The organism is Pseudoalteromonas sp. BSi20429 (assembly GCF_000238895.1).
Lineage (GTDB): Bacteria > Pseudomonadota > Gammaproteobacteria > Enterobacterales > Alteromonadaceae > Pseudoalteromonas > Pseudoalteromonas arctica.
Genome location: NZ_BADV01000062.1, coordinates 16,106 through 39,986 on the forward strand (window position 1 = coordinate 16,106; position 23,881 = coordinate 39,986).

The following is a 23,881-nucleotide window of genomic DNA, read 5'->3' on the forward strand; positions in this document are numbered from 1 at the left end:
TTAAACTTGTAAAAAGGGGGCCAAAAGGCCCCTTTAAATAATGTACGTATTTTAACGTGTATAAACTAATTAGTGTTAACTAGAATTAATCGAGCGCTAAATCTCGTGTCATATTCTCTAAGCTATCTTCGTGAACAATAATGTTATCTTCAATACGAATACCGCCAAATGGTTTAAATGACTCAATCTTTTCCCAATTAATAAACTGCTTATTATCGGTTTTCGCTAAATCACCAAGCAGTGAATCAATAAAATATAAGCCTGGCTCAATGGTAAACACTTGGTTTTTTTCAATCAGGCGAGTACAACGCAAGAACGGATGCCCTTCAGGCGATGGCTGATGTGTGCCCTTTTCGTCACTCATAAAACCACCCATATCATGCACTTGTAAACCAAGATGATGCCCTAGTCCATGCGGGAAGAAAGTAGAGGTAATTTTACGCTCAACAATTTCTGTCGCTGGTAGGTTAACAATTTTAAAGTCACTGAGTATTTGTGCGATACGGTTATGGCATTCAACGTGTAAATCACCATAAAGCATACCCGGCTTTAAACCTTTACCTAACTCTATTTGTTGAACTGTCATCGCTTGTACAAGCTCAGCAAACTCACCCTGCTTTTTAAAATCATACGTACGAGTAATATCAGCAGCATAACCATTAAAGTTTGCACCAGCATCAATTAAAAATGAGTTATGAGTGTGTGGCGCTTTTGGATCAAAGTGCGTGTAGTGCAAAATAGCGCAGTTTTCGTTAAGCGCAACAATGTTGCCGTACGGCATTTCATTTTCGCTTTGACGTGTTGCCATTAAGTACGCTTGCTGAATATCGAACTCGCTACCACCATTAAAGAATGTGTCGCGTGCAGCTTTATGCCCATCTACTGCAATGCGGTTAGCGTTGCGTAAACATTCAAGTTCGTACTGCGTTTTATAAGCGCGGTGGTAATGAAAATAGTTAAGTACAGGCTCAGGGTTCATAATACTAAAACCAAGTGCTTGCGCTACTTCAATATATTCGCCCATGTAAGCGTATTTAGCTTTGTCGTATGGTAATAACTTTTCAACTTGATCAGGCTGAAGTAATAGCTCTATATCAAAGTACTCAGCCCAAAAGTCACGAGGCTCGTCTGGTACTTTATGCCAAAAATCTACCGGACGATAAAATATTAGTTTTGGTTTGTCGCTGCCATTTACCACAATCCAGCAATGAGGATTATCAATAACCGGTAACCACGCTTTAAACTGTGGATTAACTTTAAATGGATAATACATATCATCTAAAAACTGGCGCTTAGCTTGGCCTGAATGAATTACTAATCCTTCTAACCCTTCGCTATTACAAATTGTACGAGTACGCTGTTGCAGTGTTGCAATATGTTCGGCGTATAAAACGGCTAATTTATCCATTGTTAATCCATCTGTTAAATTTAACTTGCTATGAGTCTATCACTTATACCAATTGCATTAAATTAATGATCTATTATAGCGATAAGAAAATAGCTTAATAACAAGGCTAAAATTATGATACATAGTTGTTCTATATAAATAATTTTTAACGCAGTTATTGAGTTATTTAATACGCTAGAATGATCATGTTTTTAATAAAATTGGTATTACCCTCAGCGCTCAAAAAAGGGGAATATTTAACATGTAAACATCCCCCTTATTAATACCTATCGTGTTAAGTTATTGGTCGATTGGTCGATTGGTATCATATATTCAACCGCCCATTTTCATTTCGAGTAGCGGCGCTAATACATTACCTTCTCGGCCCATTCTTGTATGGTAAACCTGCCTGTACGCAAATACATTTTTTACGTAATCGCGGGTTTCGCGATACGGAATAAGCTCTACCCATAACTCAGCCGGAATAGCGTCATCAGGTAACCAACGCTTTATACGGTGATAACCCGCATTATAAGAAGCCGTAGCCAGCACCTCATTGCCATGGTTTTTCTTTTTTAAGTACTGTAAGTAACTAGTACCTAACCTAATATTTGTTTTAGGTTGATATAAACGACTACTTGTCACACTGCCTTTGTTTACATACTCAGCAGTACTAGGTAATAACTGCATTAAACCACGTGCATTAGCATGCGAGCGTGCATCTGGTGCAAAAGAGCTTTCGCGCCTTGCAATAGCAATACTCCAGGCAACATCTATCTTGCTACGTTTACTGTAGCGCTCAAAAACATCTTGAAACGCAAACGGAAAACGTTGCTCTACGTTATCCCACGCTTTAATTTTTGCTAAAGTAAAAATAGTACTGTCGTGCCAACCTAAATCGGTAGATAGTTGTGATGCTGCTAGCTTTTCTTCATCGCTAGACGTATCCGTTAAATAATTCCACTCACGGCGCGCCGACGTAAAGCGCTCAATATCATAAAGTGCTTTTGCACGCTTAAAGCCAGGTGCATTACTTACTTTATCTACAAGCACCTTATCGACTGCTAAAGGTTGATTATTTAAATCAACGGGCAAACCTAAACGTGCTGCTGCTAAAAAGCCGTAATAATCACGATTAGCCGCTACTTTTTTCCAAATATCGTCTGCTTTTTGTTGCTCGCCACGTTTAGCATAGCTATAAGCTAACCAATATTGCTGGCCAAGGCTTAAATCCTCTTTTCCTGTAAAAAACGCAGCAATCCCTTCCCAATCTTGGGTTTTGAGCATATTGCCCAGTTGCCATTGAATAAGCTTGCTGTCTAATCGCTCTTTCGGCACTTTATTTAGCCAAAAGCTCGCTTGCTTATGCCCGCTTGAAGCAAGTGACAACGCAAAGGTGTAATACACGTCAGCTTTATCTTCATCACTATACTTAAATATTTTTTCTAGTTTTTCCCATGCTTTTAAAGCAAGCTCTTTATCGCGCCAAACCAAACGCTTAACACCATAAATTGCTATTTGGCCTTCTTTAGCCGACTTGTTTTTATATCGATATAATCCAGCTGCCGTGCTTGGATCTTTTCGCACTTTTAAATATAAGTCAGCTAAGTAACGATCCTTACTTGGCAATAAAGTTTTTAAGTAAGGTAATAAGCTTTGCGTCCCGCCTTGTGCAGCAAGTGTTACACGCTTCCAAACCGTTTCTTCTTTCATGTAGCCTTTTTTACGCCACGTAGAAAACAAACTATCACAGCCATTAGGTTGCGATTTACCAACGGCCCATAAGTCGGTCACCTGATTTAGAATCGCCTTTTCAGGCGCGCCCAAGTCGAGCTGAAAATCTAAATAAGTACAGGTAAGCCCAGTATTAGACGTTTCACGGTAGTTGCGTATATACGCCGCTTTTTCATTGTTCTCTTTTAAATACTCCAACCACGCTTTGCGCACAGGCCACTCAAGCGGTGTATGCTGATATATATTTAAATAGTCTTCTATCTCTGCCTGATGCTTAATACTCGGGTGACGTTGCCAATATGTTTTTTCAACATACGGTTTTAACGGATGATTTAGGTTACTAACCGCTTGTTTAAAGTCTTGGTAACTTCCGTACCTTACTTTTTTTTCGGCATCTAAAAAGGCATCGTTATCGATACTTGCCTCGGCAGAGTGAAGAGGGAAAATGAATGCAGCTGCCGCAACACTTAGTAAATATTTTTTCATAATGTCCTTTAATAAAAATTAAAGTAGTGAATAAAAACTTTTCAACCACCTTAGCACCAAACCAGCTATATTTTAACCAGTCGATTGTAACCGAGTTAAATTTTTCGTTGCATTTTTAATTTAAAGCAAGCACACTGATTGAAATGCAAACTCATCGTACCAGTCTTAGTTCGTCAACTAGGGAGAATAATAATGTTATATAAAAGCGATTCCTTTGAAGTTAGCTTCCTAAAGGAAAACATCGCCGAGTTTAAGTTTTGTGTTGCAGGTTCTGTAAACACATTATCTCAAAAAACTCTTTCAGATTGCGCAGCAGCATTAAAAGAATTAGCTGCCAATACTGATATCAAAGGCATGATTTTTACCAGTGATAAAGACCACTTTATTATTGGTGCCGATATCTTCGAATTTTTACCTACATTTACTAAACCTGAAGAAGAATTAGTAGTGTGGATCAAAAACGCAACCGACGTTTTTGATGCAATCGAAGATTTACCATTCCCAACTCTAAGCGCTATAAATGGTATGGCACTTGGCGGTGGTTGTGAGTGGGCACTTGCTACCGATTATCGCGTGGCAAGCGAAACAGCTAAAATGGGCCTACCAGAAGTTAAACTTGGCATAATGCCTGGTTTTGGTGGCACAGTGCGCTTACCACGTATCATTGGCGCCGATAACGCGATGATGTGGATTACCTCAGGCGCAGAAAACCGCGCAGCAGATGCCCTTAAAGTAGGTGCGTTTGACGCGGTAGTTAGTGCTGACAAACTTTTAGAGTCAAGTGTATCAACACTTGAACTGGCGATTGCTGGCAAGCTAGATTGGCAAGCAAAACGTAACGTAAAACTACAGCCACTTAAATTAAACCGTGTTGAGCAAGGCATGAGCTTTGCTATGGCAGAAGGTATGGTAATGGGTAAAACCAAAGGCCACTATCCTGCACCGGTTATGGCTGTACGTACTATTAAAGCAGCGGCAAACTGTACTCGCGATGAAGCAATGGCAATCGAAAACGCTAACTTTGCTAAATTAGCACGTACACCTGAAGCAGCTGCACAGACAGGTATATTCCTAGCTGACCAATACATTAAAGGTAAAGCACGTAAATTTGCTAAACAAAGCGATGTAGAAATTAAACAAGCCGCTGTATTAGGGGCTGGTATTATGGGTGGCGGTATTGCATACCAGTCTGCTTATAAAGGCACACCTATTATAATGAAAGACATCCAACAAGATGCGCTTGATTTAGGTATGGGTGAAGCGTCTAAGTTATTAGGTGCAAAAGTTAAGCGTGGCCACATGCCAATGGAAAAAATGTTGGCAACACTTAGCAAAATTAAGCCAACACTTAACGCGTCAGACCTACAAAGTGCCAACATTATTGTTGAAGCCGTTGTAGAAAACCCTAAAGTTAAGCAAGCAGTACTCGCTGATCTTGAAAAGACCATGCCAGAAGGTACGGTACTTACTTCAAACACATCAACTATTTGTATTGATTTACTAGCACAAGCGCTAGATAAGCCAGAAAACTTTTGTGGTATGCACTTTTTCAACCCTGTGCCAAAAATGCCATTAGTAGAAATTATCCGTGGCGCAAAAACCTCAGATAAAACAATTAATGCAGTCGTTGATTACGCACTTAAATTAGGTAAATCGCCAATTGTTGTTAACGATTGCCCAGGCTTTTTTGTAAACCGTGTTTTATTCCCTTACTTTGCAGGTTTTAGCAAATTAGTGGTTGAAGGCGCTAACTTTGCAAAAGTAGATAAAGTAATGGAAAACGTATTTGGCTGGCCTATGGGTCCGGCTTACTTACTTGATGTTGTAGGTATTGATACAGCATTCCATTGTACTGGCGTAATGGCTGACGGTTTCCCTGAGCGTATGGCGCGTGCTGATAAAGACCCTGTGACTATTTTTGCCAACGAAAAACGTTTTGGTCAAAAGAACAAAGCCGGTTTTTACAAATACGAAACAGATCGTCGCGGTCGTCTTAAAAAGTCTCATGACGAGACAGCAGTTGAGCTACTAAGCCCAATTACAGACGCACCAAAAGAATTTGATAAACAAGAAATCATCGACCGTTGTATGATTCCAATGATTAACGAAGTGCTACTGTGTTTGCAAGAAGGCATTGTTGCCTCTCCGCAAGAAGCAGATATGGCATTAGTTTACGGTGTTGGTTTCCCTCCATTTAGAGGCGGCGCGTTCCGTTACTTAGATCAAACTGGTTTAGCTAACTTTGTTGCAGCAGCAGACAAATACGCTCACCTAGGTGCGATTTACCAAGTATCTGAGCAAACTCGCAAGTGGGCCGAAGAAGGTCGTGTTTTCTATAAGGTGGAAGGTTAATATCATGAATAATCCAGTAATTGTAGATTGTATCCGCACACCAATGGGTCGCTCTAAAAGTGGTGTATTCAAACATAAACGTGCTGAAGACTTAAGCGCACATTTAATGAAAGGCTTACTTGATCGCAACCCAGCAGTTGATCCAGCATCAATTGACGATATTTATTGGGGTTGTGTACAGCAAACATTAGAGCAAGGCTTTAACGTAGCACGTAACGCAGCATTACTTGCCGGTATCCCACACAGCGTACCTGCTGTAACGGTTAACCGTTTATGTGGATCGTCAATGCAAGCATTGCATGACGCTGCACGCGCAATAATGACAGGCGCTGGCGACACTTACCTAATTGGTGGTGTTGAGCACATGGGTCACGTACCTATGACTCACGGCAACGACTTTCACCCAGGCCTTGCAACAACGATTGCGCAAGCATCGGGCTCAATGGGTTTAACAGCAGAATACCTTGCAACGCTTCATGGCATTAGCCGTGAGCAACAAGATGAATTTGCTTATCGCTCACATCAACGTGCACAAGCTGCAACTGTTGAAGGCCGTTTCCGTCGCGAAATTTTAGCAATGGAAGGTCACGCAGCAGATGGTTCGCTTATCTTAGTTGAAGACGACGAAGTAATTCGCCCAGAAACAACAGTAGAAGGCCTATCAAAGCTTCGCCCTGTATTTAATCCTGCATCGGGCACGGTAACAGCCGGTACGTCTTCTGCACTTTCTGACGGCGCATCTGCAATGTTAGTAATGAGCGAAGAAAAAGCAAAAGAACTTGGCTTACCAATTCGTGCGCGCATTAAAGCAATGGCAGTCGCTGGTTGCGATCCATCAATTATGGGTTACGGCCCAGTACCAGCAAGTAAAAAAGCACTTGCTCAAGCCGGTATTACAATTGATGACCTAGGCGTAGTAGAACTTAACGAAGCCTTTGCAGCACAATCATTACCTGTAATGAAAGATTTAGGGTTAATGGATGTTGTTGACGAAAAAGTGAATTTAAATGGCGGCGCAATCGCACTTGGTCACCCTCTGGGTTGTTCGGGTTCGCGTATTAGCACATCGCTTATTCACTTAATGGAAGACAAAAATGTACGATACGGTTTAGCAACTATGTGTATTGGTTTAGGCCAAGGCATTGCCACTGTATTTGAACGTGTTCAAGACTAATTAGTTTGAGCATGTAAACCATCTTGGTGATTAAAAAGGCGGACTGATTTTATTCAGTTCGCCTTTTTTATTAGCTTTAATTAAGTGAAAATTATCAGCTATAACACCAGTATGTAGTACTACGGAATTATGTGATCGGGCGTATTATTAAATAACGTGTTTTGCAGCAATAAAGTTTCAAATAAAATGGGTATATTAAGATAAGTAAAATAGTTAAATTACACTTAAAATTGCGTTAAACTCCCAAACTTATTAATTGCTATACTTAAGCACTCGCGTACGCAGCAATCACTTTAATTAAACAGGTCAATTTATTATGAGCTTTGATAATCCCGATCACCAATTAGATGCCATAGGCCTTCGCTGCCCAGAGCCAGTAATGATGGTACGTGCTGCTATTCGTAAAATGAGTGATGGTGAAACGTTATTAATAACCGCAGATGACCCATCAACCACTCGCGACATTCCGAGTTTTTGTACGTTTATGGATCACACGCTGGTGGCTAAAGATGCAGAAGAAGCACCGTATAGGTATGTGGTAAAGAAAGGTTTATAAACTGATGTAGGTTGGGTTGAGTTTTACGAAACCCAACGTATCTTATAATAATCGAAATAATTTCACTCATCGTATATATCGTTTAACTTATTATCACTCCCCCAGTTACTCGGTAATTTTGAATCTTTGACATATCGATGAAAACTCGAAAAAGGCCAATTACTGACTTTAGAAACATATTTATGTTTCACAGGGTTGTAGTGGATATAATTAATATGGTTATTTAAGTCTTCTTCATCTCTAATTTTATGTTCCCAATAACGACGCTGCCAAATCCCGCGCTCTCCCTTCGCTATTCGACTTTTATTACAAAATTCTGTTGCTGGCAGCTCTCGAGAAAAGCCTGATTTTATTAGCCGCCAACGCATTGCGTAATTATTATCATCTTTTGGTAATTGCCAAATAACATGAAGGTGATCGGGCATGATAACGATTGCAATCGTCTTTATTGGATGCTTTTTTGCCACCTTTGAATATACACGACGTAATAACTCTATATTTTCCACGAGCAAAGGCTGAGATCTATCTTCCAAATTTACCGTAAAAAAATAACATGCGCCCGCCTCTAGCATACGTTTATAACGCATATTTTTACCTATAAAATAAACAGATAAATAGGAGTATAGATTAGTTTTGTTAATTATAATCAAGGCAAGTTTAAGTCAAACTTATCCACGACATTGTTGCATACTTATAAAACTTGTTTCTTGCATAGGTTGGGTTGAGTTTTACGAAACCCAACCTATTTAATAACCACCAAAATAGCTTTATTCGTCACACATGTTGGGTTTCGCTTCACTCTACCCAACCTACGAAATCCCCTTGGTGTTAATGCTGAATAAACACTACAACGTCCTTGTCACAAATCCATTAATTCACTCGGGCTGCTTTAAAAATACAGCTATCACTTCTTCGTTATCGTCACTTGTGGCTTGTCGTAGTCACTGTAATCAATACTTACTATGTATGTGCCTTTTATTGCTGGTGTGAAACTAAAGTAGTTATAAATAGTATTACAGTCTGCGACAGCTGGTTGGCCGAGTGTTAGGCTTTGCCCTGCTGGTTGTGCGTCGCTGTAACCACAGTTGTAACCTTCACTAAAATCGACATCGGCTATTTTAAATTCGTACACTTTACCAGGCGTCGAAAATTTCACTTCTGCTTGATAAAGCGCAGGGCCAACTGGTGCAAACTGATACTGGGGTTCTGCATCCCACAGTGTAAAGTCGCCACGTAAGTAAATTGTGCGATCAAGCTCTTGCTGAGGTAATACATCGTTAATCGAAATTTGGCTTGTACAGGCAGTAAGTAAACCAGCAATTGCTAAGGTTAAAATTTGTTTCATAGAAATCATCAATGGGGTTTCCTTTGCATACAGTGAAAACTAAAAAGCCAGCAAAACGCTGGCTTTTAAAATTGTTAATCGGTGTTATTTTTGTAAAACAGAAATATCTGCAATACCTAAAAACAATCCGCTTAACTGGCTTAGCAGCGCAAGACGATTTTGCTTAACAGCTTCATCGTCGGCCATAACCATTACGTTGTCAAAAAAGTTATCAACACTTTCGCGAATACCTGCCAATTGGCTTAATGCTTCTTGGTAGTTTCCATCTGCGTAAAGTGGTGCAAGGTCAGTGGCAAATTTTGCTACTTGTGATGCTAATACTTTTTCAGCGTCGTCGCTTAATAAGCTCTCATCAACACTACCTTGGCTGGTAATGTCGTTTTTAGCCAGAATATTACCTACACGCTTATTAGCTGCTGCAAGCGCTTCTGCTGCGTCTAATGTACGGAAGTGGCTTACGGCTTTAACACGGCGATCAAAATCAACAGGTTTAGTCGGACGACGTGCAAGCACTGCTTGAATTACGTCTACTTCAATACCTTCGTCTTGATACCAAGCACGGAAGCGTCCTAGCATAAATTCAAATACGTCAGTTGATACATTTAAGTTAGTTAACTTGTCGCCAAACAATGTTTGCGATTTAGCTACTAGGTCTAAAATATCAAGTGGTAGTTCTTTTTCTACCATAATGCGAAGTGCACCAATAGCAGCACGACGAAGAGCAAATGGGTCTTTGTCACCTTTAGGTGCCTGGCCTATACCAAAAATACCCACCAGCGTATCAAACTTATCAGCAATAGCTACTGCACAGCTAATTAAGTTTGTAGGTAAGTTGTCGCCTGCAAAGCGTGGCATGTACTGCTCGTTTTGCGCTACGGCTACATCTTCGGCTTCACCATCGTGGCGAGCGTAATGCATCCCCATTACACCTTGCACGTCGGTAAATTCCATTACCATTTCAGTCATTAGGTCAGTTTTACTTAATAAGCCTGCACGCTGTGCTAGGTCTTTATCAGCACCTAATTGCTCAGCAATGTAACCCGCAAGTTCACTAATACGCTGAGACTTATCTTTAAGCGTACCAAGTTGCTTTTGGAACAATACGCTATCAAGCGATTCTAATCGGCTTTCTAGAGTTTTCTTTTTATCTGTTTCAAAGAAGAACTGTGCATCGGCTAAACGCGGGCGCACTACTTTTTCGTTACCAGAAATAACCACACTTGGATCTTTACTTTCTATGTTAGATACAAACAAAAATTTATTTAAAAGTTTGCCGTTTTGATCTAATAACGGGAAGTATTTTTGATCGTCTTTCATGGTATAGATTAACGCTTCGGCTGGTACATCTAAAAATGCTTCTTCAAATGTTGCCGTTAAAGTAACTGGCCACTCTACAAGTGATGTTACTTCTTCTAGTAAATCTTCATCCATAGCAACAATAGCGTTAACTGCTTTTGCAGCTTCTTCTATTTGTGTACGAATTTGCGCTTTACGTTGTTCGTAATCAGCAATAACGTAAGCAGATTTAAGTACGTCAAAAACGTCATCTGCATGGTTTATACTAATTTTTTCTGGGTGGTGAAAACGATGACCCTGAAGCTGGTTAGTTATTTTCTTACCAAGGATCTCACCTTCAAGTAACTCATCACCAAACAAAATAGTTACCGTATGCACAGGGCGAATAAATTGTGTTTTATTCGCGCCCCAACGCATTGGTTTAGGAATTGGTAATTTAGCCAACGCTTTAGTAATTGCACCTGTCATTAGCGTTTTAGTTTCTTGCCCTGCTACTTTAGCAATGTGCAATAACCATGCGCCTTTGTCTGTTTCGAGTGTTTGTGCGTCTTTTACTTCAATACCACAACCACGTGCCCAACCCATTGCTGCTTTTGTTGGGTTACCGTCACCGTCAAATGCGGCTTTAGTTGCTGGGCCGCGTTTTTCAACTTCTTTGTCTTGTTGCTTAGCTTCAAGCGCTTTTACTTGTAAACCTAAACGACGAGGCGATGCATACCAGCTTACGCCTTGATGCGCTAACTCTAGTGTTTCTAGCTCTGCAGTTAGGTTTGCAGCAAAGGCTTCTGCTAATTTACGCAGTGCTTTTGGAGGCAACTCTTCAGTGCCAATTTCTACTAATAAATTTTGTGCTGACATACTTACTTATCCTTACACAGCGGGAAACCAAGCGCTTCGCGTTTGTCATAGTAACTTTGTGCACACGCTTTTGATAACGCACGAACGCGTAAAATATAACGTTGACGTTCGGTTACCGAAATTGCGTGGCGTGCGTCTAATAAGTTAAATGCGTGCGATGCTTTCATTACTTGCTCGTAAGCCGGTAGTGGTAAGTTTGCTTCAATTAACTTTTGGCTCTCTGCTTCACATTTATCAAACTGAGCAAATAAGTCTTCTACGTTTGCGTGTTCAAAATTGTAAGTAGACTGCTCTACTTCATTTTGATGGAACACGTCGCCGTAGGTTACGCGCCCTAGTGGACCGTCTGCCCATACTAAGTCGTAAATACTATCTACGCCTTGAATGTACATTGCTAAACGCTCTAGGCCGTAAGTGATCTCACCCGTTACTGGTGAACACTCAATACCACCAACTTGTTGGAAGTAGGTAAACTGCGTTACTTCCATGCCGTTTAACCAAATTTCCCAACCTAGGCCCCACGCACCTAACGTAGGTGATTCCCAGTTGTCTTCTACAAAGCGAACTTCGTGAGTTAGTGTATCGATACCCATAGCCGCTAAAGAGCCTAAATAAAGCTCTTGGATGTTATCTGGCGATGGCTTTAAAACTACCTGAAATTGGTAGTAGTGTTGTAAGCGATTTGGATTTTCACCGTAGCGACCATCGGTAGGACGACGACACGGTTGCACGTATGCACTCGCCATTGGCTCTGGACCAATAGACTTTAAAAAAGTTTGCGGGTGAAATGTCCCTGCGCCCACTTCCATATCAAGTGGTTGAATAATGACACAGCCTTGCTGCGCCCAATAATCCTGTAAAGCCAGGATCAAACCTTGAAAGGTTTTTACGTCATATTTTTGCATATTTGGCTTTTTACTATCTAAGAAGTAGCGTGAAAATTACCCTTAGTATACCGTGTGTACACTCAGGTTTTAAGCAGTTTGTGTAATTGAAGAAAATAAAAAAGGAGCCATTAGGCTCCTTTTTCTATGTAAGCAATATTTTTTACACGTCTAAGTTAACTACACGTAGTGCGTTCTTTTCAATAAACTCACGACGAGGCTCTACTTGGTCACCCATTAAGGTCGCAAATAATTGATCCGCGCCAACAGCATCTTCGATCGTTACTTGTAACATACGGCGAGCACTAGGATCCATTGTGGTCTCCCAAAGCTGGCTTGGGTTCATTTCGCCCAGTCCTTTATAGCGTTGAATATAGATCCCGCGCTTCGATTCTGTGATCAACCATTCCAAAGCATCCACAAAGTTATCAACAGGTTTTGTTTTCTCACCACGTTGAATATATGCACCTTCGCTAAGGATGTTTGCGATGTTAGTACCAGTCACAGCAATGCGTTGGTAGTCACGTGACGCAATAAAGTCATAATGAAGTACGTGTGCTTTATCTACACCGTGCTGACGAATATTCACAACCGGGTAATACATATTACGCTCAGCATCATGCTCTGTACCAGCATGGAAAATAGTCGCATCTTCATCACGTGCAATCAGGTCGTCAACCAACACTTTAGTCCAAGCAATTACTTTAGCTTCATCTGAAAGGTCATCAGTTTTCAATTCTGTTTGATAAATTAAGCGTTCCATTACCGTGTTAGGGTATTTACGCTTTAAACGCTCAATTACTTTAACTGTGTTTTGATAATCGTGAACGATTTCTTCTAGTGCTTCACCTTCAAGAGCAGGTGCATCTGTACTTGCATACAACGCTGCACCATTAAGAGCAAGCGATGTTAGGTATTCAACTAATGCAGGGTCATCTTTAATATAACGCTCTTGCTTACCTTTTTTCACTTTATAAAGTGGTGGTTGAGCAATGTAAATATAGCCGCGTTCTACAATTTCAGGCATTTGGCGATAGAAGAATGTTAATAGTAACGTACGAATGTGAGAACCATCCACGTCCGCATCGGTCATGATGATGATACGGTGGTAACGTAATTTCTCAGGGTTATATTCGTCACGACCAATACCACACCCTAATGCAGTAATTAGTGTTGCTACTTCTTGTGAAGATAACATTTTATCAAAACGTGCTTTTTCTACGTTTAAGATTTTACCTTTAAGCGGAAGAATAGCTTGGTTTTTACGGTTACGTCCCTGCTTGGCTGATCCGCCAGCAGAGTCCCCTTCCACTATATATAGTTCAGATTGGGCAGGATCTTTTTCTTGGCAATCAGCTAGCTTACCAGGTAAGCCTGCTAAGTCCATTGCACCTTTACGACGTGTCATTTCACGGGCTTTACGCGCCGCTTCACGAGCACGTGAGGCATCAATAATCTTACCTACAACAATTTTGGCATCAGTTGGGTTTTCTAATAAAAACTCAGTGAATTTTTCAGCCATTGCTTGTTCAACTGCAGACTTAACTTCACTTGAAACAAGCTTGTCTTTAGTTTGCGATGAGAACTTAGGATCAGGAACTTTAACACTAACAACAGCCGTTAAGCCTTCACGGGCATCATCACCGGTAGCATTGCTGGTTGTTTTAGCTTTTTTGTTAAAGCCTTCTTTTTCCATGTAGTTATTAAGTGTACGTGTTAGCGCTGATCTAAAACCGGCTAAGTGAGTACCACCATCACGTTGTGGAATATTATTTGTGAAACAGTAAATATTTTCTTGGTATGCATCATTCCACTGCATTGATACTTCAACGCTAATACCATCTTCTTCACGTTCGTGAGTAAAATGGAATACACCTTTATGTATAGGTGTTTTATTACGGTTTAAGTATTCAACGAAAGCTTGAATACCGCCTTCGTATTTAAAGTGGTCAGATTTATTTTCTTCACGTTCATCATTTAAAATGATGCTCACACCTGAATTTAGGAATGAAAGCTCGCGTAAACGCTTAGCTAAAATTTCGTAATGAAAATCTAAGTTTGTGAATGTTTCACCACTTGGCCAAAAACGCAGTTCTGTACCAGTCGTGTCTGATTCACCAATAACAGCTAAAGGTGCATCTGGAACACCCATAGTGTAAAACTGCTCATGAAGTTTACCTTCACGGCGAACTGTAAGTTTTAGCTTTTCTGAAAGTGCATTTACAACAGAAACACCAACACCGTGTAAGCCACCAGATACTTTATAAGAGTTATCATCAAACTTACCACCGGCATGAAGTACCGTCATAATAACTTCGGCTGCTGATACGCCTTCTTCTTCATGGATAGAAGTTGGAATACCACGACCGTTATCTCGTACTGAGACAGAACCGTCTAAGTGAATCGTTACATAAATATCATCACAATGACCTGCTAAGGCTTCATCGATCGAGTTATCAACGACCTCAAACACCATGTGGTGTAAGCCTGTGCCATCATCGGTGTCCCCAATATACATTCCAGGACGCTTTCTTACTGCGTCTAATCCTTTAAGTACTTTAATACTCGACGAGTCATAATTCTCAGACATGGTTAATCCCACTTATCTTGTTATTAGGTTGCCATGTTTCACGTGGAACATTTGTAGTTCTCGTTGCATGGGTTCCACCACAGCAGAAATACTTTCAGACAAAATTGAAGAGATAAAAATTTGAGAACTGCAGTGAGCAAGTAATTGTCCCACTTTCTCTTTTGTATCTTCGCCTAACTCTGAAGGTAGATCATCTATTAGCAATATAGATTGCTTATCTGTCTCTGACTCAATTAAGCTATTTTGCGTAACTTTTAACGCATATAATAGCAACTTCAATTGACCGCGTGAGAATGTATTCTCCACGCTGCTGCCAGCGACACTAAAACTAAAATCGGCCTTATGAGGGCCTTTACTTGTAAACCCTTGGCGAGCATCTCGCTCAAAGTTTTGCTCTAACGCATCTGCAAGAGATTCGGTCTCTTTCCAGCCTGCGTTAAAGGTCATTTCTAAATCACGTACAAGCGTTAATTCTGCACACATTTTATCAAAAAACTGCTGCTTAAACCTACTTATATACGCCAATCTTAATTTATTTATTTCTTCAGCCAGTCTAACAAATTCTTTGTCCCAAAACTTAATTTGGTCAAAATAATTCTTGGGCTTAGTTTTTAACAATGCATTACGTTGTTTAAGTACTTTATTAAACGATTGCCATAAAAAAAAGAACTCATGTTCCACGTGGAACAAACCTAAATCTAAAAACTTTCTGCGCTCTTTAGGCCCACCAAAAAATAAAGAATAGCTCTCTGGTGTAATAATTTGCACTGGCATGAGTTGAGCTAGTTCGGATATTTTACGGCTCGCCTTACCTTGAATTTTTAAATTAGTTTCACCCGTTTGAGTTTTACTAATACCAATTGGAATAGATAAGTCGTGTATTGTTTTGCGCCCGTGAATTACAAACTGCTCTTGCTGATGCGCGATAATACTTTTGTGTTTTGGAGTACGAAAAGATTTGCCGTGAGAAAGGTAATAAATAGCCTCTAAAAGGCTGGTTTTTCCGCTGCCATTTTCACCATATATTATATTAACGCCGTTAACTGGTTCTAGCGTCAGCGCCTCAATATTACGAAAATATTTGAGGCTCAAATGACTTAAGCTCATTATGTATTTATAGTCTTATAAACGCATAGGCATAACAACGTACATTGCTTCTTCATCGCCTACACCTTCAATTAATGCACTGCTGTTTGAGTCGGCTAATGTAAATAGTACGTCTTCTGTTTTTAATGTGTTTAGTACGTCTAATACGTAAGACACGTTAAACCCTATTTCTAGGTCGGCACCTTCGTAACTTACTTCAACAACTTCTTCAGCTTGTTCTTGCTCTGGATTGTTGGCCGTAATTTTTAATAAACCATTTGATAAGTTTAAGCGTACACCACGAAACTTTTCATTAGATAAAATAGACACTCGTTGGAACGCATTACGTAACCATTCTCGGTTAGCTGTAATTACTTTGTCGCCACCACGTGGTAATACACGACGGTAATCTGGAAAACGCCCATCAACCAGTTTACTTGTGAATGTAAACTCAATATCGATAATACGGATATGGTTAGCACCAAACTGAATTGTTACCAATTCATCGTCAGCTACCATAAGGCGCATAATTTCTTGCACACCTTTGCGAGGTATAATTAGCTGGCGCTGCGTATTAAGCGATTGCGTTAATTGCTTTTGCGCTATGGCTAAACGGTGACCATCTGTTGCTACTGTTTTTATGTCGGTATTATCTACTTCAAACGACATACCATTTAAGTAATAACGTACGTCTTGATTTGCCATCGAAAAATGCGTGCTTTCGAGTAACTTACGAAGCTCTAAACGAGTTAGTTGAAATTCAACCTCTCCGTCCCACTCTTCTAAGTTAGGAAAATCATCAGCCGATAAAGTCGTTAATGAAAAACGGCTTTTACCACTGGTCAAAAGTAATTGATGCTCTTGCAAGCTTAAAGTAATGTCTGAACCATCTGGTAGACTTTTACAAATATCGAGTAACTTTTTAGCGGGTAACGTTAGTTTTGTATCGGCAATATCATCACCTACAAATACGCCAGAAACTAGTTCAATTTCAAGGTCAGTACCCGTCATTGAAAGTTGTCCGTTTTCTACCACTAACAAAACGTTAGATAAAATTGGCAACGTGTGTTTGCGCTCTATTGCGCCCGACACTTGCACCAATGGCTTTAAAAATTGTTGTCTTGATATTGTTATTTGCATAATAAAGTCAGCCCTAAGATGACAATGTTCTTATTAAGTTTTGGTAATCTTCTTTAATTTCGTGGCTTTCGTCACGTAGTGATTTTATCTTACGACATGCATGTAATACGGTCGTATGATCGCGTCCACCAAATGCGTCACCAATCTCAGGTAAGCTGTGATTAGTTAATTCTTTAGATAACGCCATAGCTACTTGGCGCGGCCTCGCTATAGAGCGGCTGCGGCGCTTAGATAAGAGGTCTGATATACGAATTCGATAGTACTCAGCAACAGTGCGCTGAATATTGTCTATGGTAACCAGTTTATCTTGCAAGGCAAGTAAATCGCGTAGCGCTTCTTTTACAAAATCGATTGAAATAGGACGACCGGTAAAGTTCGCATTAGCGATTACACGGTTAAGTGCACCCTCTAACTCACGAACATTTGAACGTAATTTTTTGGCAATAAAAAAAGCAACTTCGTGTGGTAAGTTAATCTTACTTTGCTGGGCTTTTTTCATTAAAATAGCAACGCGTGTTTCAAGCTCTGGTGGCTCAATCGCAATTGTTAATCCCCAACCAAAACGTGATTTTAGCCTGTCTTCAACGCCTTCAATCTCTTTAGGGTAACGGTCAGAGGTTAAAATAATTTGTTGGTTGCCTTCAAGCAATGCATTAAAGGTATGAAAAAATTCTTCTTGTGAACGCTCTTTGTTAGCAAAAAATTGAATATCATCAATCATTAATGCATCAACACTACGGTAATAACGCTTAAATTCTTCTATCGCATTATTTTGAAGTGCCTTTACCATGTCTTGAACAAAGCGTTCTGAATGCATGTAAACAATTTTAGCATCTGGCTTATTTGCCATAATGCCATTACCTACTGCATGTAATAAGTGAGTTTTACCTAAACCAGTGCCACCGTATATAAATACAGGGTTAAAAGCAGAGCCAGGATTGTCGGCAACTTGTGTGGCCGCAGCTTTTGCTAATTGGTTTGATTTACCTTCAACAAAGCTATCAAAAGTATAGTTTTCTTTAATGTTAGATTTGTAACCTGACTTAGGTGCAGGTTCAACAACTGGCTTTTGCTCGCGAGGCTGTTGTTTTGCTGAAGAGTGTGCACTTGGTGCCGATTGAGTTTCTATAACCGGTGCAGCTTGTGCATTTAATAAAGGTTTACTACCTACATCAAAACGTAGTTTTGGTGCTTCAACACCACAAATCTCTACTAGTAATTCGTTAATTCTATTTAGGTACTTTTCTCTCACCCAATCAAGCACAAAGCGATTAGGTGCATAAATCGTCAAGGTATCTTCGGTACTTTCTGCTTGTAGCGGTCTTACCCACATACTGAATTGCTGCGAAGGCAGCTCATCTTGCAATACATATAAACAACTTTGCCAAACCGACAGATACACAGTTAAACTCCCAGAGATATAATTTTTATTCCCGCACATCATTAATGATTGTAAATCATACATTTATTGCGTTCAAATGGTCCAATAAGCGACCCAAGACCGCGTATTATGAAGACACTTTATCCACAAGTAAAAGATTGATTTTTATAAAATTGTTGATATCGATGTATAAAATCATTAACAAGCTGATTTAAAACAGTTTTTATTTTAGATCCTGAGAGGAGATCATAACAAAATAACACCAAGATCGCGAACCAAATTTACGATCCAATTTACTTTTCCCCCGCTTTTATTCACTTTTTATACAGGGGCTGTGGAAAACTTCTTATTTATGATGATCCTAACAGATCGCCTTATATGATCTCTTATATAGTAGTAGGTGGGTTATATACCCTTAACGTAATTATGATTGACTTTACATTACTTACTCTATAATATCTCGCGCTCGCAATGGCACCTATGCCAGGATCGCGACCTGTATAGGATGTTTTAACTTTAACCGATCGGATGAGATTGTTATGAAAAGAACTTTTCAACCTAGCGTTTTAAAACGCAAACGTGCACACGGCTTCCGTGCTCGCATGGCAACTGTAAATGGCCGTAAAGTATTAGCACGTCGCCGCGCTAAAGGCCGCAAAGTTCTTTCTGCTTAATTTATAAGTGGAAGACTTTAGCTTTGGCAGGGAGTTACGTCTGTTAACTCCCTCGCATTACTCTCGCATATTTAATGAACCCGCTCGGGCTGCAACTCCTTTCTTTACTCTATTAGCTAAACCAAATGACCAAGAAAAACCTCGGTTAGGTCTTACTGTTGCTAAAAAACGTGTAAAAAAGGCATGCCAACGAAACCGTATTAAACGTCTCGCTCGCGAAAGTTTTCGTTTAAATCAACACAGCATCGATAATATTGATATTGTGCTTATGGTTAAAAATGGTATTGATGAGCAGTCTAATGAAGAAATAACCAAACAACTTACTAAATTATGGCGAAAAATTAACGAACGCTGTAAACCAGGTGCACCTAAACCGCCACCTTTTAAGAAACGCCCAAACAAATCAGCTAAATCTAACAAACAAACCTAATTGCAATAGAATTGCAGGGTTAATTAATGTATCTTTAGCTCACCTTTTAATCATGCATTTAAATTTTCTAATTGAGTCTTTAAATACATGATATCTATCTCACTAAACTTAAGTAGGGGCATAAACATCATGAGGTTACTTAAACCACTTGTTGCTTTACCAACTTTTTGTTTAGTGTTATTTATCCGCGGTTATCAAAAGTGGATTAGCCCGCTGTTAGGTCCGCATTGTCGTTTTAATCCAACCTGTTCTAGTTATGCTATTCAAGCAATTAAATTGCATGGATTGGTAAAAGGTAGTTGGTTAGCTTTAAAACGCATATTAAAATGCCATCCTTTACATTCAGGCGGAGACGACCCCGTTCCTGAAAAATTAACCCATATTAACCACCAACACGAGAAATAAGAGCTGTTATGGAATCGCAACGCACGTTTTTATTAATTGGCCTAATGCTAGTGTCGTTTTTATTGTTCCAAGAATGGGATAATGATTACAACAAGCCTAAAGTCGATCCAAGTGCCACAACACAAACACTACAAGCAAATTCACCAGAGTCGGATGATTATATTCCTTCATCGTCAGATTCAGAGTTCCCTGCTTCAGCAACTTTAGCTAAGCGTTCAGTTATTGAAATTACAACTGACGTTTTTAAAGTTAAAATTGACACCAAAGGCGGTGACATTGTTGAAACAGACCTTCTTCAATACGAAGAGACAAAAGGCAGTGACACGCCTTATATGCTTCTTGGTCAGCTTGATGGTGGCAAACAATACTTTTCACAAAGTGGCTTAATTGGTTTAAATGGCCCTGACGGATCAGCTAATGGTCGCCCTACTTATAGTACCGAACAAAAATCATATACCTTAACGGGTGATGAGCTTCGCGTTCCACTTCAGTTTACTGATAGTAATGGTGTTAGTTTTACTAAAACGTATGTATTCAAAAAAGGTCAGTATGACGTAGGCCTAGAATACAAAATTAACAACACTACCAGCGCACCTCTTCAAGTACAGCTATACACGCAAATTAAGCGTACCGTACAAGAAAAAGGTAGCATGGTTGATCAAAACTATTTAGGTGCTGCATACGGTACTGATGAAGAAAAATACGAAAAGTATAGTTTTTCAGATATGGCTGATAAAAACCTAAATAAAAGCACACAAGGTGGTTACGTTGCCTTTATTCAACATTACTTTGTAAGTGCTTGGGTTCCAATGCAGGATCAATCAAATACACTTTATAGCTTAATTACAAAAAGTAATGCCGCTATTATTGGTGCTAAAGATCCCGCTGTAAATATTCAAGCTGGTAGTGAGCAAATACTAACTGCTACTTATTATATGGGCCCGAAAGAGTCAGATATTCTTGAAGCGATTCACCCAGACCTAGACCTAACCGTAGATTACGGTTGGTTATTTTTTATCTCGCAACCTTTATTTGTATTGCTAAAATGGCTACACAGCATTTTAGGTAACTGGGGTGTAGCAATTATTGCCATCACTATTATCGTTAAATCGTTAATGTACCCACTTACTAAAGCGCAATACACTTCAATGGCAAAAATGCGTGCCCTACAGCCTAAAATGGCAGCCCTTAAAGAAAAGTTTGGTGATGACCGTCAAAAGTTCGGCCAAGCAACTATGGAAATGTACAAAAAAGAAAAAGTTAACCCAATGGGTGGCTGTTTCCCTATTTTGCTACAAATGCCAATTTTCTTAGCCTTGTTCTACGTATTCTTAGAGTCTACTGAACTTCGCCATGCTGAATTCATTTTTTGGTTAACTGACCTTTCTGCGAAAGACCCGTACTACGTATTGCCAATATTATTTGGTGCGAGTATGTTTGTAACGCAAAAGCTACAACCTATGACGGTTACTGATCCAATGCAGCAAAAAATGATGACCTTTATGCCGGTTATCTTCTCTGTATTCTTCTTATGGTTCCCATCTGGTTTAGTTCTTTACTGGTTAGTGTCTAACCTTATTTCTATTGTCCAGATGTTAATCATCTACCGTGGCATGGAAAAGAAAGGAATTAAAGTAAGAGGCTAACTAAGCTCCTACTTATATAAAGGCGACTTCGGTCGCCTTTTTTATTGCCTGTTTTTCACCACAGCTATTCGCTACAAATAAATCGATAGGTTACAATACGGGCATAAAGTTACTCATCGTTGGCAAATTAATAGCATGATCAATCAAGATACAATTGCAGCACAAGCAACAGCACCTGGACGTGGTGGTGTTGGTATTATTCGCGTTTCAGGTAGCCTTGCTAAAAGTGTCGCCGAAAAAGTAGTAGGTAAAATACCTAAAGTTCGCTACGCCGATTATGTGCCATTTAAAAGCCTTGCTGGCGAGCAACTTGATCAAGGTATTGCCATTTACTTTGCAGGTCCTAACTCATTTACTGGTGAAGACGTACTTGAATTACAAGGCCACGGCGGTCCTGTAGTACTGGATATGTTACTTAAAGAAATTAGTAAAATAGAGGGCGTTCGTTTAGCAAAGCCTGGTGAGTTTTCTGAGCGCGCATTTATGAATGACAAGCTTGATTTAACACAAGCAGAAGCCATCGCCGACTTAATTAATGCCACTAGCGAGCAAGCCGCTAAAAGCGCCCTACAGTCTCTCCAAGGTGAATTTTCTAAGCACATAGAAACACTCGTAGAAAAAGTAATTCACTTACGTATGTATGTAGAAGCGGCAATAGATTTTCCTGATGAAGAAATTGATTTTTTATCAGATGGTAAAGTGTCAGGCGACTTAGACGCGATTATTACTCAGCTTAACACTGTAACCAACCAAGCCAAGCAAGGTAGCATCATGCGCGAAGGTATGCGTGTTGTTATTGCAGGTCGCCCTAATGCGGGTAAATCAAGCCTGCTTAACGCTCTAGCCGGTCGTGAAGCCGCAATCGTAACAGAAATAGCCGGTACCACTCGCGACGTACTACGAGAGCATATACATATAGATGGTATGCCACTGCATATTATAGATACAGCAGGCCTACGCGAAAGCCCAGACAGAGTAGAACAAATAGGTATTGAGCGTGCATGGGATGAAATAAACCAAGCCGACCGCGTTTTATTTATGCTTGATGGCACTGACACTATAGATACTGACCCGCACAAAATTTGGCCTGAATTTATGGCAAAATTACCAGAAGGTATGGGGGTTACGGTCATCAGAAATAAAGCTGATTTATCGGGCGACATAGTCGGAATGGAGCAAGAGCAACAATACCCGGTCATCAGCTTAAGTGCTAAAAATGCTGACGGTATTGAACTTGTTCGCGAGCATTTAAAAGCTTGTATAGGCTTTCAAGGTGCAACAGAAGGTGGCTTTATGGCGCGCCGTCGTCATTTGGATGCACTAGAAAGTGCTGCGTATCATTTAGAAACGGGTAAAACACAGTTAGAAATGCACATTGCTGGTGAAATACTCGCTGAAGAACTGCGTTTAACACAGCAGTATTTGAATGAAATAACCGGTGAATTTACCTCAGACGACTTACTTGGCAAAATATTTAGCTCGTTTTGTATTGGTAAATAAACACCCTATTACAGATATATTTTTATTATAAGAGCACTTAGGTGCTCTTTTTTTATGTAAAATATTCTGCTGTAAAATATGTATTTATACACCTGATGCCTGCAAATTACTGCCAATAAAATCATATCCAAAACTACCTTTGTTACGTGCTAAGAGAGGTCAGATTATATAGAGTAGGCAATACTGAGAGTGCTCATTGGGGGAATTAATAGCACAAATTACACCTATTATTAAGGCTAAAACCGATGCCTTTTCAAACAACCGCACGCTTTAATAGCGTTATATGTCATACAAAAAGTAGTTATAAATGGCTTCCTTATACTTACTTTAGCTCACAAAAATGCACTAAAACACACCCCATACACGCAAAAAATGATGCTATTCGCTCAATTAAAGAGCTAAAAAACACTCATTAGTACTCTAAAAAGCTTACTTTTGACAACATATAATTTGATGATCACTGTGATTTTTAAATAAAATAACTCAACTGCTAAGTATTCAAAACTTTTGATCTGCTTACTCCACCAGCAAAATTAATAAAAATAGCAGCTCTAAATTCGCATAAAATTAAAAATACCGAGATCACTTATCCACAACACCTAATTTTCAGCTCAAATAAATACCAAAACTAGGTAAATCAGTCGCAAAAACCTCATGATCAATTGTAATTTATCTATTTATGAACTTATTTTTAATTAATTTCATTAGATCTGCTTTATTAGATCATTTTTAAAAATTATTTTCGATCTAAATTTAAGGTTATCAACAGGCTTTATATCCACATTATGATCAACATGTATTTTTAATTGGGATATTTACAATTTAATTTTTTACTGACAAGTAATATCAATAACTTAGCGAATATAAAACAACCTAAAAAAACAGTTTAAGCAGAGCTTTCCCCACTGTTATCAACAACTTGATCAGAAGATTACATTTAAAGATAATTTGTTAAAC

Annotated in this window: 18 protein-coding genes; 8 read left to right on the forward strand and 10 right to left on the reverse strand. The window is 39.5% G+C overall.

Translation table 11 applies throughout. From position 1 onward, the window contains the following. Positions 1 to 85: 85 nt before the first annotated feature. Together pepQ and P20429_RS07740 are read right to left on the reverse strand one after the other, a co-directional pair. Positions 86 to 1,408 carry a Xaa-Pro dipeptidase gene (gene pepQ / locus P20429_RS07745; RefSeq protein ID WP_007584187.1) on the reverse strand — a complete coding sequence of 441 codons (1,323 nt, stop codon included), beginning with the start codon at positions 1,406 to 1,408 and terminating at the stop codon, positions 86 to 88. A 312-nt stretch (positions 1,409 to 1,720) separates the two neighbouring features. Further along, complete coding sequence (locus P20429_RS07740) at positions 1,721 to 3,607, reverse strand: transglycosylase SLT domain-containing protein (RefSeq protein ID WP_007584188.1); 1,887 nt, start codon at positions 3,605 to 3,607, stop codon at positions 1,721 to 1,723. 192 nt (positions 3,608 to 3,799) lie between these two features. On the opposite strand from P20429_RS07740, the gene fadB reads away from it, so the two are divergent. From fadB to tusA, 3 genes are all read left to right on the forward strand, one after another. Then, complete coding sequence (gene fadB / locus P20429_RS07735) at positions 3,800 to 5,959, forward strand: fatty acid oxidation complex subunit alpha FadB (RefSeq protein WP_007584190.1); 2,160 nt, start codon at positions 3,800 to 3,802, stop codon at positions 5,957 to 5,959. Between the two features lie 4 nt (positions 5,960 to 5,963). Beyond that, entirely contained in the window at positions 5,964 to 7,133 is a 1,170-nt protein-coding gene (fadA, locus tag P20429_RS07730; RefSeq protein ID WP_007584192.1) for an acetyl-CoA C-acyltransferase FadA, read from the forward strand. 316 nt (positions 7,134 to 7,449) lie between these two features. Next, positions 7,450 to 7,689 carry a sulfurtransferase TusA gene (gene tusA / locus P20429_RS07725; RefSeq protein ID WP_007377644.1) on the forward strand — a complete coding sequence of 80 codons (240 nt, stop codon included), beginning with the start codon at positions 7,450 to 7,452 and terminating at the stop codon, positions 7,687 to 7,689. A 62-nt stretch (positions 7,690 to 7,751) separates the two neighbouring features. Here tusA and P20429_RS07720 read toward each other — a convergent pair whose 3' ends face one another. From P20429_RS07720 to dnaA, 8 genes are all read right to left on the reverse strand, one after another. Next, the gene (locus P20429_RS07720; RefSeq protein ID WP_007584194.1) at positions 7,752 to 8,276 is read right to left on the reverse strand and encodes a transposase; all 525 of its coding nucleotides are present in this window, start codon (positions 8,274 to 8,276) and stop codon (positions 7,752 to 7,754) included. 317 nt (positions 8,277 to 8,593) lie between these two features. Further along, on the reverse strand, positions 8,594 to 9,043 hold the full coding sequence (locus tag P20429_RS07715; RefSeq protein WP_007584195.1) for a hypothetical protein: 450 nt from the start codon (positions 9,041 to 9,043) through the stop codon (positions 8,594 to 8,596). A gap of 75 nt (positions 9,044 to 9,118) precedes the next feature. Then, complete coding sequence (glyS, locus tag P20429_RS07710; RefSeq protein WP_007584196.1) at positions 9,119 to 11,188, reverse strand: glycine--tRNA ligase subunit beta; 2,070 nt, start codon at positions 11,186 to 11,188, stop codon at positions 9,119 to 9,121. A gap of 2 nt (positions 11,189 to 11,190) precedes the next feature. Then, positions 11,191 to 12,093: a glycine--tRNA ligase subunit alpha gene (glyQ, locus tag P20429_RS07705; protein WP_007584197.1), complete on the reverse strand. Its 903-nt coding sequence runs from the start codon at positions 12,091 to 12,093 to the stop codon at positions 11,191 to 11,193. A 142-nt stretch (positions 12,094 to 12,235) separates the two neighbouring features. Continuing rightward, positions 12,236 to 14,662: a DNA topoisomerase (ATP-hydrolyzing) subunit B gene (gene gyrB, locus P20429_RS07700; protein WP_008172005.1), complete on the reverse strand. Its 2,427-nt coding sequence runs from the start codon at positions 14,660 to 14,662 to the stop codon at positions 12,236 to 12,238. A 12-nt stretch (positions 14,663 to 14,674) separates the two neighbouring features. Continuing rightward, positions 14,675 to 15,769 carry a DNA replication/repair protein RecF gene (recF, locus tag P20429_RS07695; RefSeq protein WP_007584199.1) on the reverse strand — a complete coding sequence of 365 codons (1,095 nt, stop codon included), beginning with the start codon at positions 15,767 to 15,769 and terminating at the stop codon, positions 14,675 to 14,677. A gap of 15 nt (positions 15,770 to 15,784) precedes the next feature. Then, entirely contained in the window at positions 15,785 to 16,888 is a 1,104-nt protein-coding gene (gene dnaN / locus P20429_RS07690) for a DNA polymerase III subunit beta (RefSeq protein ID WP_007584201.1), read from the reverse strand. Positions 16,889 to 16,901: 13 nt separating this feature from the next. Continuing rightward, a complete protein-coding gene (gene dnaA, locus P20429_RS07685; protein WP_007584203.1) occupies positions 16,902 to 18,290 on the reverse strand; it encodes a chromosomal replication initiator protein DnaA in 1,389 nt (462 codons plus the stop codon). 518 nt (positions 18,291 to 18,808) lie between these two features. Between dnaA and rpmH the strand changes: the two genes are divergently transcribed. The 5 genes from rpmH (at position 18,809) to mnmE (ending at position 22,924) form a co-directional block, all read left to right on the forward strand. Further along, the gene (gene rpmH / locus P20429_RS07680; RefSeq protein WP_004335215.1) at positions 18,809 to 18,943 is read left to right on the forward strand and encodes a 50S ribosomal protein L34; all 135 of its coding nucleotides are present in this window, start codon (positions 18,809 to 18,811) and stop codon (positions 18,941 to 18,943) included. Positions 18,944 to 18,950: 7 nt separating this feature from the next. Then, positions 18,951 to 19,373 carry a ribonuclease P protein component gene (gene rnpA / locus P20429_RS07675; RefSeq protein WP_007584204.1) on the forward strand — a complete coding sequence of 141 codons (423 nt, stop codon included), beginning with the start codon at positions 18,951 to 18,953 and terminating at the stop codon, positions 19,371 to 19,373. 129 nt (positions 19,374 to 19,502) lie between these two features. Beyond that, positions 19,503 to 19,778: a membrane protein insertion efficiency factor YidD gene (gene yidD / locus P20429_RS07670; RefSeq protein ID WP_007584205.1), complete on the forward strand. Its 276-nt coding sequence runs from the start codon at positions 19,503 to 19,505 to the stop codon at positions 19,776 to 19,778. Positions 19,779 to 19,786: 8 nt separating this feature from the next. After that, positions 19,787 to 21,424 (forward strand): membrane protein insertase YidC, encoded by a 1,638-nt coding sequence (gene yidC, locus P20429_RS07665; protein WP_007584207.1) that lies wholly within the window; start codon positions 19,787 to 19,789, stop codon positions 21,422 to 21,424. A gap of 135 nt (positions 21,425 to 21,559) precedes the next feature. Beyond that, positions 21,560 to 22,924 (forward strand): tRNA uridine-5-carboxymethylaminomethyl(34) synthesis GTPase MnmE, encoded by a 1,365-nt coding sequence (gene mnmE / locus P20429_RS07660; protein ID WP_007584209.1) that lies wholly within the window; start codon positions 21,560 to 21,562, stop codon positions 22,922 to 22,924. The last annotated feature ends 957 nt before the right edge of the window (positions 22,925 to 23,881 follow it).

Bases quoted from the DNA above. Each gene is read 5' to 3' on its own strand.
- fadA (WP_007584192.1), top strand. From the start codon at position 5,964: ATGAATAATCCAGTAATTGTAGATTGTATCCGCACACCAATGGGTCGC.
- P20429_RS07740 (WP_007584188.1), bottom strand. From the start codon at position 3,607: ATGAAAAAATATTTACTAAGTGTTGCGGCAGCTGCATTCATTTTCCCT.
- recF (WP_007584199.1), bottom strand. From the start codon at position 15,769: ATGAGCTTAAGTCATTTGAGCCTCAAATATTTTCGTAATATTGAGGCG.
- P20429_RS07720 (WP_007584194.1), bottom strand. From the start codon at position 8,276: ATGCGTTATAAACGTATGCTAGAGGCGGGCGCATGTTATTTTTTTACG.
- glyQ (WP_007584197.1), bottom strand. From the start codon at position 12,093: ATGCAAAAATATGACGTAAAAACCTTTCAAGGTTTGATCCTGGCTTTA.
- gyrB (WP_008172005.1), bottom strand. From the start codon at position 14,662: ATGTCTGAGAATTATGACTCGTCGAGTATTAAAGTACTTAAAGGATTA.
- mnmE (WP_007584209.1), top strand. From the start codon at position 21,560: ATGATCAATCAAGATACAATTGCAGCACAAGCAACAGCACCTGGACGT.
- yidC (WP_007584207.1), top strand. From the start codon at position 19,787: ATGGAATCGCAACGCACGTTTTTATTAATTGGCCTAATGCTAGTGTCG.
- dnaN (WP_007584201.1), bottom strand. From the start codon at position 16,888: ATGCAAATAACAATATCAAGACAACAATTTTTAAAGCCATTGGTGCAA.
- fadB (WP_007584190.1), top strand. From the start codon at position 3,800: ATGTTATATAAAAGCGATTCCTTTGAAGTTAGCTTCCTAAAGGAAAAC.
- rpmH (WP_004335215.1), top strand. From the start codon at position 18,809: ATGAAAAGAACTTTTCAACCTAGCGTTTTAAAACGCAAACGTGCACAC.
- pepQ (WP_007584187.1), bottom strand. From the start codon at position 1,408: ATGGATAAATTAGCCGTTTTATACGCCGAACATATTGCAACACTGCAA.
- P20429_RS07715 (WP_007584195.1), bottom strand. From the start codon at position 9,043: ATGATTTCTATGAAACAAATTTTAACCTTAGCAATTGCTGGTTTACTT.
- yidD (WP_007584205.1), top strand. From the start codon at position 19,503: ATGAGGTTACTTAAACCACTTGTTGCTTTACCAACTTTTTGTTTAGTG.
- glyS (WP_007584196.1), bottom strand. From the start codon at position 11,188: ATGTCAGCACAAAATTTATTAGTAGAAATTGGCACTGAAGAGTTGCCT.
- tusA (WP_007377644.1), top strand. From the start codon at position 7,450: ATGAGCTTTGATAATCCCGATCACCAATTAGATGCCATAGGCCTTCGC.